The sequence below is a fragment of the Paenibacillus sp. FSL H7-0357 genome (genome assembly GCF_000758525.1).
GTDB lineage: Bacteria > Bacillota > Bacilli > Paenibacillales > Paenibacillaceae > Paenibacillus_AQ.
The window spans coordinates 2,478,575-2,495,041 of record NZ_CP009241.1; the positions used below are offsets into that span (position 1 = coordinate 2,478,575).

16 protein-coding genes are annotated in these 16,467 nt (G+C 55.5%); 6 read left to right on the forward strand and 10 right to left on the reverse strand.

Translation table 11 applies throughout. From position 1 onward, the window contains the following. Positions 1-277: 277 nt before the first annotated feature. The 6 genes from H70357_RS10630 to H70357_RS10655 are packed head-to-tail and all read right to left on the reverse strand — an operon-like array spanning position 278 to position 6,971. Positions 278-1,408: a YheC/YheD family endospore coat-associated protein gene (locus tag H70357_RS10630; RefSeq protein WP_038588876.1), complete on the reverse strand. Its 1,131-nt coding sequence runs from the start codon at positions 1,406-1,408 to the stop codon at positions 278-280. Continuing rightward, positions 1,390-1,908, reverse strand: a complete 519-nt coding sequence (locus H70357_RS10635; RefSeq protein ID WP_038588879.1) for a GNAT family N-acetyltransferase — start codon at positions 1,906-1,908, stop codon at positions 1,390-1,392. The genes H70357_RS10630 and H70357_RS10635 overlap by 19 nt, the downstream gene beginning before the upstream one ends. Before the next feature lie 25 nt (positions 1,909-1,933). Continuing rightward, positions 1,934-3,046: a YheC/YheD family endospore coat-associated protein gene (locus tag H70357_RS10640; RefSeq protein ID WP_038588882.1), complete on the reverse strand. Its 1,113-nt coding sequence runs from the start codon at positions 3,044-3,046 to the stop codon at positions 1,934-1,936. Beyond that, positions 3,043-4,413, reverse strand: coding sequence for a YheC/YheD family endospore coat-associated protein (locus tag H70357_RS10645; protein ID WP_038588885.1), 1,371 nt, complete (start codon positions 4,411-4,413; stop codon positions 3,043-3,045). Before H70357_RS10645 ends, H70357_RS10640 begins: the two co-directional genes overlap by 4 nt. Positions 4,414-4,426: 13 nt before the next feature. Next, positions 4,427-5,593 carry a YheC/YheD family endospore coat-associated protein gene (locus H70357_RS10650; protein ID WP_052091965.1) on the reverse strand — a complete coding sequence of 389 codons (1,167 nt, stop codon included), beginning with the start codon at positions 5,591-5,593 and terminating at the stop codon, positions 4,427-4,429. Between the two features lie 10 nt (positions 5,594-5,603). Then, on the reverse strand, positions 5,604-6,971 hold the full coding sequence (locus tag H70357_RS10655) for a YheC/YheD family endospore coat-associated protein (RefSeq protein WP_038588888.1): 1,368 nt from the start codon (positions 6,969-6,971) through the stop codon (positions 5,604-5,606). Positions 6,972-7,215: 244 nt separating this feature from the next. On the opposite strand from H70357_RS10655, the gene H70357_RS10660 reads away from it, so the two are divergent. Then, a complete protein-coding gene (locus H70357_RS10660; RefSeq protein WP_038588891.1) occupies positions 7,216-7,557 on the forward strand; it encodes a YlbF/YmcA family competence regulator in 342 nt (113 codons plus the stop codon). A 117-nt stretch (positions 7,558-7,674) separates the two neighbouring features. Here the strand turns inward: H70357_RS10660 and H70357_RS10665 are convergent, their stop codons facing one another. After that, a complete protein-coding gene (locus H70357_RS10665) occupies positions 7,675-8,250 on the reverse strand; it encodes an LURP-one-related family protein (RefSeq protein WP_038588894.1) in 576 nt (191 codons plus the stop codon). 177 nt (positions 8,251-8,427) lie between these two features. Here H70357_RS10665 and H70357_RS10670 point away from each other — a divergent pair, with 177 nt between their 5' ends. After that, entirely contained in the window at positions 8,428-8,709 is a 282-nt protein-coding gene (locus tag H70357_RS10670; protein WP_038588896.1) for a hypothetical protein, read from the forward strand. Between the two features lie 203 nt (positions 8,710-8,912). Next, positions 8,913-10,247: a DRTGG domain-containing protein gene (locus H70357_RS10675; protein ID WP_038588899.1), complete on the forward strand. Its 1,335-nt coding sequence runs from the start codon at positions 8,913-8,915 to the stop codon at positions 10,245-10,247. Between the two features lie 126 nt (positions 10,248-10,373). Here H70357_RS10675 and H70357_RS10680 read toward each other — a convergent pair whose 3' ends face one another. The 3 genes from H70357_RS10680 to H70357_RS10690 all read right to left on the reverse strand — a co-directional run bounded on the left by H70357_RS10680 (position 10,374) and on the right by H70357_RS10690 (position 11,621). After that, positions 10,374-10,691, reverse strand: coding sequence for a YtpI family protein (locus H70357_RS10680; RefSeq protein WP_038588902.1), 318 nt, complete (start codon positions 10,689-10,691; stop codon positions 10,374-10,376). Positions 10,692-10,786: 95 nt separating this feature from the next. Next, on the reverse strand, positions 10,787-11,290 hold the full coding sequence (locus H70357_RS10685; protein WP_038588905.1) for a sporulation membrane protein YtrI: 504 nt from the start codon (positions 11,288-11,290) through the stop codon (positions 10,787-10,789). Between the two features lie 7 nt (positions 11,291-11,297). Next, a complete protein-coding gene (locus H70357_RS10690; protein ID WP_038588909.1) occupies positions 11,298-11,621 on the reverse strand; it encodes a YtrH family sporulation protein in 324 nt (107 codons plus the stop codon). Between the two features lie 143 nt (positions 11,622-11,764). Here H70357_RS10690 and H70357_RS10695 point away from each other — a divergent pair, with 143 nt between their 5' ends. From H70357_RS10695 to H70357_RS10705, 3 genes are all read left to right on the forward strand, one after another. After that, a complete protein-coding gene (locus H70357_RS10695) occupies positions 11,765-15,493 on the forward strand; it encodes a DNA polymerase III subunit alpha (RefSeq protein WP_038588913.1) in 3,729 nt (1,242 codons plus the stop codon). 74 nt (positions 15,494-15,567) lie between these two features. Next, positions 15,568-16,068: a phosphatidylglycerophosphatase A family protein gene (locus H70357_RS10700; protein ID WP_038588916.1), complete on the forward strand. Its 501-nt coding sequence runs from the start codon at positions 15,568-15,570 to the stop codon at positions 16,066-16,068. A gap of 145 nt (positions 16,069-16,213) precedes the next feature. After that, complete coding sequence (locus H70357_RS10705) at positions 16,214-16,402, forward strand: hypothetical protein (protein ID WP_038588919.1); 189 nt, start codon at positions 16,214-16,216, stop codon at positions 16,400-16,402. Positions 16,403-16,467 lie beyond the last annotated feature (65 nt).

Below are 16,467 nucleotides of genomic sequence, written 5' to 3' on the forward strand. Positions count from 1 at the left end.
GACATATTGGGAAGAACAGAATTAGTATGTCGAAATCAGTTGTCGGTAAGGAACATCAACTCTAAAACCTTAAGTTCAATCTATATAGCCAGAAGTTCTTAAAATAACAGTCTTGGAGCTGAAATTGCTATTTTGACCCAAGTCCCATGTGTTCTCCCAACCTTTCTTTTACTTCCAGTTTAATGAGTTTGAGAGTTTACACGTATATTTTACAGAATCAACAACCGCCCCTTCTGAATCACTCAGAGAGGCGGTTGTTTGGCTTTGAGTAACAGATTTACTCATCAGTTGTCTTCACCGGACTCGGCGTGTTCTTGTTCTTATACACCCACATCGCATACTCCAGCGGGCGGACCAGCGCTTTGCGGTAGGTGCCGCTGTCGCCGGAGCGGGCGAACACTTCGCGGGCCGGCTTGGGATTGACCTCCAGCACGTAAATCTTTCCCTCGCGGTCGATAGCGAGGTCCAGCGCCAGCTCGCATAGGGCGCCGAAGCTGTCCTCAAGGAAGGCTGCCGCTTCAAGCCCTAGTTTTTCAGCCGTTTTCATGGCTTTGGACGCTTTTTCTTCGCTGCCGAGCCATTTCTTCAGCAGGACTTCCGCACGTACCGCATGTCCCCCGCCATGAAGGTTAGACGTTACACTGCGGGCTGCTCCCACCCGGCCGGCCATGCCGGTCAGCTCCCACACGCCTTGGCCGTTCTTTTGCACTAGCATGCGGTAGTCGTGGTAGCGCCCGCTGGGCAGGCGCAGCGGGATACCCTGCTGGACCAGAAAGCGTCCGCCGAGGCACCATTGGCGCACGATGGACTCCAGACGGGTGAGCGACACCTTGCGGGGGGCAATAATCTGCCGGTTCTGGCGGCGTCCCTGGATATCGTAGAGTTGCTTGCCGTCCCGCTGCCGTTCAATCCGCAGGATGCCGCGTCCACCGGTGCCGTTAATCGGTTTGACGTAGACGACAGGGCTGAATTTCAGCATCCGGTGCAGATCAGCGGAAGACTGATATAGCAAAGTTTCCGGCATATGCTGGCGGAAGCGGCTTTTCTGCGAAAAGGTCTGGTGAACGGTCCATTTATTGCGCAGCGGCCGGTTCAGAAAGGTAAGATGATTATAGCGGGAGCGGAATTTGAGCAGCTGCTGAAAGCGGGCGTTGCGCTGGATCCGGCAGCGGTCATAGATCATATTCGGGAATGGCCGCCATTTGCGCGACCATTTGCCGCTCCCCGGATCGTAGACCATTGCATGGATCAACTCTTTAGCGGGATTCACATCTGCGGGGGTGAATACAAAGACATCCAATCCGATGCGGCTGCCTTCAATAATCATCCTCCTGTATACACTCTTCTCTTCAAGCTGTTTGGCGTCGTTCAGGTACAGTGTAAGGATGCCTAAGACGGGTTCTGGCACAGGAGCTCACCTTCTTGTGGGTAAATTTCCACGCTGCCTCTGCTCTGGGGCGACCGCAGCAGCAGCGTGGGCTTGCCGGTAGGTCCGCTCTTCAATGCCACAGCGGCAAGCCCGCTGTTAAAGCACATCTTCAGGCTTGCCGTATTGTCGGTAGCGACGTTGCATTCCAGGCGGCCGAGCCGCTCCAGCTGCCCGGACAGCAGGGCTGTACCGGTATGTCTGTTCCGGTATAGAGGATGGACGGCAACAAGACAGGCTTCTTTGCCGTAGCCGGATACGAAGCTCACGCCTGCCAGCTGACGGCCGCTTTGACCGCGTACGGTGGCGACAAGCAGGGAGACGCCCGGCTCGGCAAGCTGCTCCGGAGTCAGACGGGCCAGCATCCTGCATGCACGAAGCGTAATCCGCTGCTCCCCGTACTCCCTCAAAAATTCCAGCAGCCCGGCCAATCTGGAATTCCACTGGCCCGGACTGCTGTCATAGATAGAGGATATCTGCATGGCGTGTCACTTCCTTTACAGGTTTCTACTTGTTCATGCGGGCCAAATGCTGGCTGTACTGAAAAATCCGCTCCAGGGACAGCTTGCGGATGGCCGGTTCGTCGAATTTCATCGGCCGTGAGTTGGCCTCGAAGAACCACAGGTCACCGGCCTCATCGACACCAAGATCCATGGACATCTCACCCAGCATCATTTCGGAGGCCCGTTCAATCTGGCGGGCAATCAGCAGCGCGGTGGTGGGGACATTCTTGAGAATAGCTGCGGCCCTTTCTGGACCGAAGGTTCCTTCCAGCATGGTTGCCGGCTCTTCAATGCTGCCGCCGCGCGGCACATGGGTTGTAATGCTCCTGGCGCCGGCCAGCCTTGCACCGATTCCGGTCACTGCCCAGCCTCCCCGGCTATTCTTCTGCAGGAGGACCCGCAGATCGAAAGGCCGCCCGTGGTGTGTTGCGAGCTGAATGGCTTGCTGCACAATATAACGGGATTGTTTTTTTTCCTTGTTGATCCGTGCCCACAAGCGGTCCATGGAGGCCGCTTTGTAGGTCGCGTTCTTTTTGCCGCTCTGTATCTGCAGCCGATAGGGCAGGCTTACATCCTCGCGGTATTTAAGCCGCATAATCCCCTTGCCGGCTTTGCCGCTTTCCGGCTTCAGGTAGAGGCTGTCATGAGTACTCAGCATGGCGATAAGGGTATTTGCGCTGCGCAGCCGTCTAGTTTTTGGCACATGCTTCGAGGTTGCGCGCGATGCCTTCAGCCATTCAAACAAATCCCATTTATTAAAAAACCTCGGGTTGTAGAGCTTGATATGGTCATGCTCCAGGCACTCGGCAATTTTGCGGGCGACTGGTGCTTTTTCTTCTTCTTCACGATTGGAAATCCGGTTATAAATGACCTGCGGCAGCGGGACAGGAATGCTGTACCACAGCTTGCCGCTGGGGGAAGGGACGTAGCCGTTCACCGTCCGCTCCTCCAGCTTTAAATCACGCGTAGTCACAACGTACACAAGAAAGCCCATTTCTCTGCCGGTGCGGATGATGTCGCGGAAGTTATTGCGGTTGCCGCGAAATTGCTTTACTCTGTCACTGGTCGTTAGTATAGCTATTACGGGTTTGCTCGGGTCAGGGATTCGGCTGTTCACAGATCATCCCTCCTGCGGAATTTGCTGAGATAGAGGCAATGCTCCAGGATGTGCTCAATGGAAGCTTTGCCCTCAGCGCGCAGGGAAGGATGGCGGAAGATCGAGCGTCCCGGTTTGGCGTTAGCCTCGAACATCCAGATATCTTCATCCTGGTCAATTCCAAGGTCAAAGCCGATTTCGCCAAGCAGATGGTGGTGCTGGGTCTCCAGCGACTCGGCCAGCTTAACGGCGGTTATTTTCGCCCGTTGCAGCACTTCATCCGCTCTGGCGCCGAATACGCGGCCCAGGGCCTGTTGCGGTGTGAGCAGGGCGCCCCCGTTCTTCAAGTGGGTGGTCACACTGCCTCTGCCGGCTTTTTTGGCTCCGATGCCTACAACCACCCATTGATTGCTGCCGTTCTTATGCATATGGAAGCGGAAGTCAATGGGGCAGGAGTCAATTTCGATCAGGCGGATACCCTGCTGCACCACATAATTACTCAGGCTTTGGCCATGGCGGGCGCGCAGCATGCGCATGAGGCTGTCGAAGTTGGTAAACCGCAGCAGCACATTTTTACCGCTCTTACGGTACCGGGCGAAGTAGCCTTTCTTCGGCAGGTAGGTGAGCCGGTAGATTCCGTGGCCCAGACTGCCTGCGGAAGGTTTGTAGTAGACAAAGTGATGCCGTTCGAGCATCTCCCGCATTTTATCCGGATTTGGGTTGCTGTGCGTTTCCGGTACATAACGGTTTGCTGCCCCGTCATTTTCCAGCAGCCGGTAGATATCTGATTTATTGAAGAAGCTCCAGTTGAAATACGGAATTCTCTTGCGCGCAAACCGTTCACGCAACTGGTTGATATAGGGGGACACCTCTGCTCTGCGGCTGGGCAGACGGTTATATACGACATCCGGCAGCGGTACTACTTTGCGTTCGAATTTGCCGCTGGCATTCAGGAAGAAGCCGTTCACCTGCTCCTGCTGCCAGTCGATGTCACGCGGCATGAAGGCGAAAATATAACATCTGTTGCTGCCTTCCCGCAGGAGCTGCTTAATAAAGCCGGTGCGGGACCCGAAGGGGCTCGCCGAGGACCCGGGGCCGTCGGACAATACACCGACCAGCGGTCCAAGCTGTACTTCATCCTGCAGGTTGCGCAGATAGACGCCGCCTGATTTGGGGACCTTGATTGCACTCTTTACTCCAGTGGCGAGGAACAGATGCTTGCCGGCACGTTTGATCGGCTTGATCGTTGCCGGAATGGCATCTTTTCCGAGCCGCAGGCGGATATTTTTCTTGCCGGTTAGTTTCAGGCTTTTCATCAGTTCACCCGAGACGTAGACAACTCTTTGGGGCTGCTTGGTGAAATGCACATTGCAAAAAGTGAGACCCATTTATGAATCCTCCTTAGGAACCATTGATATCATTCTCCCGTTTGTAACGGAACTGCCGCGTAGATGGCTTGCGGTTTGCTGCTGAATTCAGCAGCAGATGACGCGCATAGCGCAGGGGGTTCTCGGCGGCGAGCTTAGCAGCCCGGCGGTCGCCCGTCAACCGGAACACCGTGCGCCCTGGTTTGGAATTAGCTTCAAGCAGATAGATCCTGCCGCCTTCATCGATACCGAAGTCCAGGCCGAGTTCTCCCAGCCTGCCGCATGATTCCTCCAACAGCGGCGGCAGCAAAGCCGAGGCTGCTGCAAGTTCCTCCATAAGCTCGATTCCCATCTTGCCGTATTCTGCAAGCAGGAAGGGCTGGGCGGGAACCGCTGTTCCCCCGCCATGGAGGTTCGAAGTCAGCGAACCGCGGCTGCCCAACCGGACGGCCATGCCGGTAAGCGTCCAGACGCCTCTGCCGTTCTTCTGCATTAGTACACGCACGTCGAACGGCTGTCCTCCGCTGCCGGTCAGATGAAGGTAAGGTTGTATAATATAGCGGCGCGGGCCGATAAAGTCATGGATCCAGCTCAGACCTTCGTCCAGCGTGCGGAAACCTTTCTCAAAGGGGGCATTTGCCTCATCACGACCTCTTAAGCTTATGCGCCCGCCCTCGTTATTGCTTAGGCGCTTCGCATGGATTGTGCGTTTGCCATGGGTGCCGGACCTTGGCTTCAGAAAAACGCCGTCCTCTCTTTCTGCGAGCATCGTGCCCAAATCACCGGTGCCGGTGTAAAGTCTGGTCTCGGGCAGCCATGCGGAAGCTCTGCGGCTGCGCCGCAAAATTTCATAGACGCTCCATTTATCTGGCAATCCACGCGACCAGGGAAGTGACCGGGATAAGGCAGCCAGGGCGGAAGCGGCGGATCTTTTTTCCTGCAGGCTTGAGTATAGACAACGGTTATACAGAATGTCGGGCGGAGCTGCCAGGGTAGGCTGCCACTGTCCGTCATTCCAGATATAGCCGCGTATGGATTGGCCGTCTCTTGCAACTCCCTCCGGGTGAAAGATAAGCACCTGCAGATCATACAGCGGGGCTACCCGGCATAACTGACTGCAGAACTCAGGTTCCGCGATGGGAGGATTCCCGCGGCGGCGGCCCGTCATGATGCCAAGGAACCCCATTGCTGTCTCTGTCATAATGCCCTCCTTATAACCCGGCCAAGTAGCGGCAATATAGAATCATCTGTTTGACGGACGGTCTGATTTTCACATCACTGAGGGGCGTGTTGTCGTTTTTGGACGGTTTGGAGTTGACCTCCAGGAGCCAGATTTTTCCCGACTGATCCAAGGCAAGGTCAATGCCGAGCTCCCCGAAATGCGCGGGGATATAGGTTTCCACACCCCTGGCTATCGCCAGAGCCGCCCGTGGAAGCTGCAGCTGTGTGCTTTCTTTGGTCCCGGTCGAGAGGCTGCTCTTGCCGATGGCCTCGCGGACGGTGCTGAGCGTGCCGCCCCGCGCCAGATTGGAGACAAAATGGTTGCTTCCGGCGGTACGGGCAACGATTGAGGTGACACCCCACTTGCCGGTGCCGTTCTTCTGCACGAGTGCCCGGAAATCTACCGGACGCCGTCCAAGCTCTAGTAGAGGGAGCCCCTGCTGAATCTGGTAGCGGGTGGTTTTCATCTTGGGCGCAATGGATTGAAATAACTTCGCCAAGGTCGGATAGACTTGTTTACGCGTGCCAAGCGGTGTCGTGGACAGCAGCCGGTAGCCGCCTCCCTCATCTTTGGAAATGCGGAGAATGCCTTTTCCAAGGCTGCCGCGTACCGGCTTCAGGAAGACACTGGGATAGCTGCTACACATTTTTTTTAATACGGCGAAGCCGGTTAAGGCATGCGATTCCGGCAAATACCGCTGCAGGGCGGCATCCTGTGCCAGTGCTTCGAACACCTCAGTCTTGTCAAGGAACTTTTCATTGAAGAAATGAGTTCCGTAGCGGGATTTTACATCCGCCAAAAAATGCTGTACGCTAGGTTTATTCTCCACCTTTCGAGTCGTAAGCCGATTGTTAATCACATCGGCAATAGGCAGACTCAGCTTCCGCCATCCCTCGTCGTATACCCAGCCCTCAATGGAGGAGCTGTGTGTTTCCAGCCCTTCCGGGGTAAAGAAATATACATAGGCGCCTTGTGCATGGCAGGCATTAGTAAGCTCCCGGCAGAACAGGGTGATCGGGCCGAATACCCTTTCGGGCCGGTCCGGATGGTCCCGGCTCACCAGAACTCCAATCAGCGGTCCGAGCCGCAAGGTGCGGCTGCCGGAGCTGTATGAAGCGTTCAGTGAAAGCCGTTGCCGCAGTCCGAGTTTCCGTGCCAGCGCTTCGTTTACGCGCAGACTGTCGGCTTTGGGAACCGGAATGACGGTGACCTCCTGCCGGAAAGAGCCGAACGTGAGCCGGATCGTTCCGTGTGCGGGTATTTTGAGCTTTTTCATGGATTTTTCGCCAAGCATTACAGCGTTTTCCTGCAGGATGCCCGAGTGGACCGTGTGGACCGGGATCTTGAATTTGGACATCGTGGATCTCCTTCCAGTAGGCAGCATGATGCCGGCAATATGAATCTTAAGGGTTACATATCATTCATCATATGGAGACATCTGACCCTTGGTGATTGACCTATTCTTTAAAAAGCCGTGCCGGGTTTGAACGAAGCGAATCAGGAAGCAATGCTTACAAAACTTAAGCAGATGCTACCGAAGCGAGTTTTGAACGAAGCTGAATCAGGAAGCGATGCTCACAAAACTTTTAGGAGGAATTATAATGAACGTAATTGACAAGGCGCATGAACTGGCGAGAGCCATTAAGGAAAGTACAGAGTTTTCGGATATTTCCAGCGCTATGAAGGTAATTGAGGCCGATCCGGAAAGCAAACGGATGCTCGACAGCTTCCGGCAGAGCCAGATTGAGCTGCAGCAGCGCATGATGAGCGGGGAGATGCCTCCACAGGAAGAAATGGAGAAGATGGAGAAGCTGTTCGAGGTGCTGAACCTGAATCTGGGCATCCGTCGCCTGTTTGATGCGGAACGCCGCCTAAGTGTCGTTATCGAGGACGTGAACAAAATCATCACTGACAGCCTGTCGCAAATGTACGGCGGTCAATAATTCTGTATCCGGTCACACTGCTGCCTGGGGTGGCTGCAATGTATGAACAACAGGAGGGTGCCTCCTAGCCTGATGGCTAGAGGACACCCTCCTGTTTGTTGTTTATAGCGATGAAGATTACTCCTGCTTGCCTTCCACCGCACAGAGCAGAATCCCGGCAGCCAGGCCGAGACGGCGGTCCAGCTGGCCGCTGCGGTCCTCGGAGAAGTCGGCGATGATTTTGGTGACGAAGGGATTGAAATTTTGCCGGAAGGCGGGAATGACAGTGTTCCCAAGCTCAATATTATATTTTTGCGGAATGAGGGTGATGAAGCGCCGCAGGAGAGCCATAAGTGTGCTGTTTTCTTTGATTAGCCCGATTTCGGTATCCCGCTGATCCAGGATGGTCCATTCATCCTTCAGGATCGATTTGAGCCCCTTGCGGCGGAGCGCCCCGATATGTTCACCGGTCTCCGAGTCATGCACATCGTAGGTCGCGCTGAAGTCGATTACATTGCGGGCTTTAATGCGCAGCAGCTCCTTTTCCATACTTTCGTCCGTAAACAGTGCGATGTCCTCTTTAAGTTTGAAGGCTTTCATTTGCGAATAAAGCACAAGCTCTTCCGAACTGTTGTAGATGTGCAGCTTAGCGCCCATAATGGAAAAAACTTTTTTGCGGATTATGTACTCAGTATGATTAAATGCGTTATTCAATGTAGAATCGCCTCCCCGTAATGCTAACATCATCTCATATCAGAACAGTGCAGGCTATGGTGTAGATTACTTCCCGGAAGTTTTTTGCAACTTGTCTCATAATTCCGGCTGCATGTTCATAGAGTAGAGATATAGATTCCATGGAACAACCTTTTAAGAGAGAAGGAGCTGTCTGTAATGAAGAAAAGAAACAAGTTCAAGCATGGTGTGTATATGCTGGCGGCACTGGCCATGCTGCTCTATGCACTGCCGAAGCTGTCCTTTCAGAACGGGCCTGGCTGGGTGCTGGGGTTCGGCGTGGTCTGGTGCATTTTTGCCTTTCTGGTGATAGCGTCACATTTGCATTTTATAATCGGTGTGGATGAAGAGAAACAGAAGCGCCTGGAGTCTGTCCGCAAGCATAAGCTGGAGCAGTGGCAGGGCAAATGGAACGAGGAGTCCCGTGTGGCGGAAAGATGATGTAATTCCACCAAAAGTAGTCCCGTTCCCGAATTTCTTCCGCAGTCAGGACAACCCCTGCATCCGCCGCTTTGGCGGGGGCAGGGGTTGTTTATGTTCACAGATATAGCCAAATCTAAGCTTCCGATGCTGTTGTACTCCACTGTTGCCTCCGTGTATAATAGGTACAGAATAGTACAGATCGGGCTATGGGGGTGTAACAGTTGGAGGGTCAAGGCGATAACATTACAAAACATGAACAGCTGCTCCAGCACATTGAAGGCCTTAAGGTTGGCACCAAAATTTCCGTCCGCAAGCTGGCTAAGGAAATGGCGGTCAGCGAAGGTACGGCTTACCGTGCAGTGAAAGAGGCCGAGAATCTCGGCATTGTCATTACGAAGGAGCGCATCGGTACTGTCCGCGTTGAGAAGAAGCCGCGGAATATTTCCGATCAGCTTACCTTCGGGGATGTAGTGGATATTGTGGAAGGACATGTGCTCGGCGGAGTGAACGGCCTGAATAAGCATCTCCATAAATATGTCATCGGCGCGATGAAGGTTGACGCTATGATCCGTTATATCGACGCTGACAGCCTGCTGATTGTGGGTAACCGTGATGATGTGCATTCGCTTGCGCTGGAGCAGGGTGCAGGCGTGCTTGTGACGGGGGGCTTCGGGACAAGCCGTGAGGTCAAAGCGCTTGCTGACGAGCTGGACCTGCCGGTGATCTCTTCAAGGCATGATACGTTTACTGTGGCCTCCATGATTAACCGGGCCATATTTGACAGGCTGATTAAGAAAAAGATCATGCTGGTTGAAGATATCGTGGATAACAAGCCGCGGCTGAACACCCTGAAAGTCACAAGCACCGTCGGGGAATTGCGGATGCTGTCACAGACCAGCGGCGAACTGCGTTTCCCGGTTACAGATGAATGGAACCGGGTTATCGGCATCGTCGGCCGCAGGGATGTGGAGGAGTTCAGTGAGGAGCACAGCATTGAGAAGGCGATGATTCGCAGCCCTGTCACAGCTGCCCTGCAGACGTCGCTGGCCTCGGCGGCGCAGATCATGATGTGGGAGGGCATTGACTTCCTGCCCATCGTGGACCGCAACCGCAAGCTTGTAGGCTCGCTGACCCGCAGGGAGGTACTGCAGAGCCTGCGTGACGTCAGCAATCAGCCGCAGCTCGGGGAGACTTTCGACCACCTGATTTGGAACGGCTTTGCCGAGGAGCGGGACGAGGAAGGAAAGCTGTTCTTCCACGGCTTCATCACACCGCAAATGGCGACGGATCTGGGTACAATCTCCGAAGGCGTGTTATCCACGCTGATGACGCTTTCCGCATTCAAGGCGGCTAAGGACATCACCGGGAACGACTACGTGCTGGACAATATGTCAACATATTTTATCCGCCCGGTGCAGATTGAGCATTCGGTTATCGTCTTGCCGAGGCTGCTGGAGATCAGCCGCCGGACCTGCAAGCTGGAAATTGAGATCTCCCACAATGACACAATAGTTGCCAAAGCGGTGCTGATGCTGCAGTCGATCGACCACGGCTGAACCTTCATATTCTACCAAAAAGACTATCCCGCCGGGATAGTCTTTTACGCATATACGATACAGCGGTTGTCTTCTAATTGAACCGGTTCACTTAAGGATGCTGAAGATGCCGGCAATGCAGCCAGACTAATGGCGGGTAAAATGATTTTCATTCCTGTTCCGGCTGTAGTATCCGTGGCTGCGCAGTCCGGAGAAAATGTTGAAGGCGCCGATCACCAGGAAAACCGCCTCCACAATGACATTGACCGTGGAACCGCGGAAGAGAAACATCGACATCAGCGACAGCGTCACCAGCATGGCGCCGAGCAGCACATTCATAATAGCGCGCTTGCGGCCTTTTTCCATCGGATCTGGCGCTCTGCGCGAGGATAAGCTGTACACGGCGGCACCGATCATACAAATCACCAGCAGGACAAACAGCACGTACTTGATGAGCAGAATCATGGACAGGCAGCTCCTTTATCAACGTAGTGGAAAATGATAGTTTTGCCTATGATGTATCCGTATATCACCTGTCCACTATTGTAGCATGATTGGCCTCAGCTGCGCTTATACGGATTAATTTCCACCCAGATTTGCAGTACCCCCTCCATGACGAGCATGGTGCGGATTTTGACCGCGTATTCCTTTTCGCGCACGATGTATATTTTACCGTCCAGAAGCAGCCGGGCCAGCTTGCCGTCCGTGTCGATTTCGAACATACTACGTCCGCGCATCGGTTCAAGGTCGGAGACCATTTTGCTGATAATCTCTTTGGTCGTAACGGGATCCAGAGCCGCAGCGCCGTCCTTGACCTTGCTGTCCTCTGTGCGCAGCTTGATCTCCCGGATGACGGTAGAGGTGTTGTTGTATTTTTTGAGTGTCTGGATATCCTTCCGGTATTGCTCGATCTGCACACGAAGATCCTGATTGTTCAGCCAGAGCACATTATACCCCATATGAAAAATAGCATTGTATGCGACAGCTCCTGCGACCATGCCGAGTACAAACACGGCGGAAATCTGCGAGAAGCGGCGGTAGCGGTGGAAAGGGGGGATTCTCATTCCGGCATCACCCCTTGCCGCACACCCATTTGACCAGCTCGCTGCCCATATGAGCGCCCAGGAAGGCAAATACTAGATAGAGAATTTGCTTGATGGCGGGGGAGAGGTTGCCTCCCAGCATGTTGCTCTCAATGACCCGCATCGGGTCAATCGTTCCGCCTACAGCGGCGGCAAGCGCCCAGATTTTAATCCGGTCCGCGATATCCAGCATAGTCTGTGTAGGCGGCTGCAGGGAGACAACCGCACCGATTCCGCCCAGCATGGCTCCACCCAGTACGATGCCGCAGGCAATAAAGAAGTCTAGGACGGCTTTGCTCAAAAACACGTTCATACAAGGCCCCTTTCCGGACCAGGCCTGTTCGTCAGCTCAGCCTGTCCTTGTGCTCTTACTCCATTCTATGGGCGGTTCCCCCTTTAATATGATAAAATAGTTTCATCTTATGTTTTGATTATTGACTGAAGGGAAGTGGGGATATGAGCCCTTACGTGCATTTGCATGTGCACAGCGAATACAGTTTACTGGACGGGGCGGCGCGCATTACCGATCTCGTGCGCCGGGCCGGCGAATACGGCATGAAGTCGCTGGCGCTGACCGATCATGGCGTGATGTACGGGGCAATCCCCTTCTATAAAGCTTGCAAGGCTAATGGCATCAAGCCGATCATCGGCTGTGAAGCTTATTTGACTGCCGGCTCGCGGCGTGAGCGGGGCAGCCGCAAGGATCAGCCGATCTACCACCTGATCCTGCTCGCCAAGGATGAAACCGGCTACAAAAATTTGATGAAGCTGATCTCGATCGGCCATCTGGAAGGCCAGCATTACAAGCCCCGCATCGATATGGAATCCCTGGCCGCGCATGCTGAAGGCATCATCTGCCTCAGCGCCTGCCTGGGGGGCGAGGTGCCGCAGCATTTGCTGCATGGGCGGGATGACGAAGCGCGCCGGGCGGCGCTGAGATATAAAGAGATTTTTGGCGGGGACTTCTATCTGGAGCTGCAGGATCATGGCATTCCGGAGCAAAAGCGGGTGAACCCGAAGCTGATCGCCCTTGCCGCCGAATGTGATATTCCGCTGGTCGCCACGAACGATGTGCACTATCTGGCCAAGGAGGATGCCGAGGTACAGGATGTGCTGATCTGCATCGGCACCGGCAAGACGGTGGATGATGAGGAACGGCTGAAGATCGGGACAGACCAGCTCTTTTTCAAAAGCGGCGAGCAAATGGCGGCACTGTTCCCGCATGTGCCGGAAGCCATTCTCAACACCGGGGCCATTGCCGGGAAATGCAATCTGGAGCTGACGTTCGGGGGCCACATTCTGCCGGAATATTCCCCGCTGCCGGAAGGGCTGGATGCGGCAGCTTACTTGCGTGAGCTGTGCCGCAGCGGGCTGGAGGAGCGTTATGCGGATACACCGCTGTGGGCCTCGCCGGAGCAAAAGGCAACAGCTGAGAACCGGCTCGACTATGAGCTGGGTGTCATTGAGAGCATGGGCTTCAGCGATTACTTTCTGATCGTCTGGGACTTCATCGCTTATTGCCACCGGCAGGGCATCGCTACCGGACCGGGCCGCGGATCTTCCGCAGGCAGCCTGACCGCGTACAGTCTGCGGATTACCGATGTCGATCCGCTGAAGTACAATCTGCTCTTCGAGCGTTTCCTGAATCCCGAGCGGATCACGATGCCGGATATTGATATCGACTTCAGCGACGAACGGCGCGATGAGGTCATCGCTTATGTCGTTGATAAATACGGCCAGGAGCATGTGGCGCAGATCATCACCTTCGGAACGATGGCGGCGCGGGCGGCGGTGCGTGACGTGGGCCGGGCGCTGAACCTGCCCTATAACGAGGTGGACAAGGCTGCGAAGCTGATTCCCGGCCAGCTCGGCATCAGCATTGCCCGGGCGCTGGAGAGCAGCCCTGATCTTAAGGCGCTGTATGAAGGCAATCCGAAGACCAGAGGCCTGCTGGACATGGCGATGAAGGTCGAGGGCATGCCCCGCCATGCTTCCACGCATGCCGCAGGGGTCGTCATTTCCAAAGGTCCGCTGACCGATGCTGTGCCGCTTCAGGCCGGCAATGAGAGCACCGCGCTCACCCAGTACTCCATGGAGCATCTGGAGAGTGTCGGACTGCTCAAGATGGACTTTCTGGGGCTGCGGACCTTGTCGATTATTGAACGCTGCACGAACTGGATCAAGGAAATGAACGGCAGTACACCCGATTTCCGCAGCATTCCCGATGACGATCCGCTAACCTATGAGATGCTTGGTGCGGGTGAAACGACCGGCGTCTTTCAATTGGAGTCGGCGGGGGTAAGACGCGTGCTGAAGGATCTGAAGCCTTCAGGGTTCGAGGACATAGTCTCCGTGCTGGCGCTGTACCGCCCGGGTCCGATGGAATTTATTCCTAAGTTTATTGCCGGAAAGCACGGCGAAATCGAAGTGGAGTATCCGCATGCCGATCTGACACCGATCCTTGCCGATACTTACGGGATCATCGTATATCAGGAACAGATTATGCAAATCGCCTCGCGGATGGCCGGGTTCTCGCTCGGTGAAGCCGATCTGCTGCGCCGCGCGGTGTCGAAGAAGAAACGCGAGACGCTGGATAAAGAGCGAAGTCACTTCGTGGAGGGCAGCTTGAGGCTCGGCTATCTGGAGACCGATGCCAACGCTGTCTATGATATGATTGTGCGGTTTGCCGATTACGGCTTCCCGCGCGCCCATGCTGCAGCTTACGGCGTGCTGGCCTTCCAGACGGCTTATCTGAAGGCACATTATCCTGTACAGTTTATGTCGGCGATGCTGACAGCAGTAATGGGCACACACCGCAAGGTGGCCGAATATGTGCTGGAATGCCGCCGCACGGGTATCGGCGTATTGCCGCCGGATGTCAACGAGAGCGGCGTGTTGTTTACGCCTGTGCCGGGAGAAGGCAGCGGCCATATCCGTTTTGGTCTGGCTGCGGTCAAGAATGTCGGCACGCTGGCTGTGGAGAACATCATCGCCGTCCGCAAGGAGCGGCCGTTCGACAGCCTGCTGGATTTCTGCCGCCGCGTTGATCTCCGGGTCTGCAACAAGCGCGTGATAGAATCGCTGCTGCAGGCCGGCGCCTTCGACCGTCTGCAAGGCCACCGGGCACAGCTGCTTGCGATGCTGGATGAGACAGTCGATGCCGCGCTGAAATGGCGCAAGGAGCGCGACGAGCTGCAGATCCAGCTGTTCGACGACCTGATTGAAATGCCGAACTGGGAAATCCGCTATCCGGATATCCCGAAATTCACCATCGGCCAGCAGCTGGAGCTGGAACGCGAGCTGCTCGGGCTGTATCTGTCCGGCCATCCGCTGGACGACAGCGCCGAGCTGCTGGAGGAGCCGGGCATGCAGCGGCTGATGGATCTCGGCGAGGCCGAGGATGAGAGCCAGATCGTAACGGCAGGCATGGTGGTGTCGCTCAAGGAAATTACGACAAAATCCGGCAAAGCGATGGCTTTTGTCGAATGGGAGGACCAGATCGAGCGCTGCGAGGTCGTGCTGTTCCCTGAGGTGTGGAAGCGGAGCCGCAGCCTGATCGAGAAGGGTGCGCTCTTGGCCCTGCGCGCCAAGGTGCAGCAGGAGGACGAGGGCTTCAAGCTGCTGGCCGAAGAGGTCGCGCCGCTTGGCGCCGACACGATTCGCAGCCTGCTGCAGCGTCGCAGCGCAGCTGCCGCCCGCGCGTCCGCCGCGGGCCGCACCCAGGCGGCAGGCGCACCCGGAGGTGCGTCTGCTTCCCGGGCGGGCGCAGGCGGCCCTGGCGCCGCCCGCAGCAACGCAGGCGGCGTTACCGCGCCTGCGCCCGCAAGGCCCGCTGCCGCGCAAGCAGCGGCACCGCAGGAAGCCCCGCGCTCCGCAGCGCCGGGACCGGCAGGACAGCGTCCTGCAGCCGCAGACGCTGTGGAGTCCGCTGGCCGGAGTCCCGGCGCAGCGGGGAGCGGCCAGCGTGTCTTTATCAAGATCACGCCGGACTCCGAGAACCCGGCGCTGCTCTCGCGCCTGCAGGCGCTGCTGCAGACCCATCCCGGCCCTGCAGCCACCCTGCTGTTCTACGAGCGTGACCAGAAGCTGCTCGCGCTCAGCGACGGCTACCGGATCGAGCCTTCCCAGGAGCTGTTCGCAGCGATCGAGGGGATGCTTGGAGCAGGTACAGTCCGAATAAAATAAGAACATTTCCGCCTTTTTCCGCATACATTAGGAAACCACAGGGAACTGTCCCGTGCGGAAAGGGGAATCACATCATGTCCTATCAAATGGCAAAAGAGCTGCTGGAGCGCAGGGGAGTCACGCTAACGTCCATCGCTGAGATCGTATATATTTTGCAGTCGGCGTATTATCCGGATTTAACCGAAGAAGAGTGTTTATCGAGCGTTAAATCGGTGCTGGGCAAAAGAGAGGTGCAGTACACGCTGATGACAGGCGTTGCGCTGGATGAATTGGCTGAAAAAGGCCTGCTGCCGCAGCCGCTGCAGGCGGTGATGGAGGCGGATGAATCGCTCTACGGAGCGGACGAGACTCTGGCGCTTGGCATCACCGGCGTATACGGAATGATCGGGCTGACAGGCTTCGGTTATCTGGATAAAATAAAGCTCGGCATTATCGGCAAGCTGAATGATGATGAGCAGGGGATTCATGTATTTCTGGACGATCTTGTCGCGGGAATTGCGGCGGCGGCATCCGCCAGAATTGCGCACCGGCATGAAGGGGCCAAGGTGTATCCCCATGTCAGCGGTACGGAATAATTAACCCCCATTATTTGGTGGATAATGCTCCCTGGTCTTGCTTTCTGCGCCTTACTCCTGTTGCGGGAAAAAAGAAAACTGTGTTATCATGATTCCATTATACGGGATACGGCTGGGAATTGAGATTAGGGAGGCTTTGCAGGGCATGTGGACGGTAATTTATATTGCGCCAACCGCCAGAGTGGCGGATATGATTCAGAGCAAGCTTACGGAAGAAGGATTTATGGTAAAGTGCCGTCCGGTCAATATGTCCAAGCAGCAGTTCGAGATTCTGGTTCCTTCGGGAGAACTGGAGGAAGTGCAGGAAGTCCTTAATCTAATTTTACATCCCTGAATAGACATCAAGATGGCATTCATGACAGCGGCAAGCTGCTATATGCGCAAATAAACGGCTGAAGA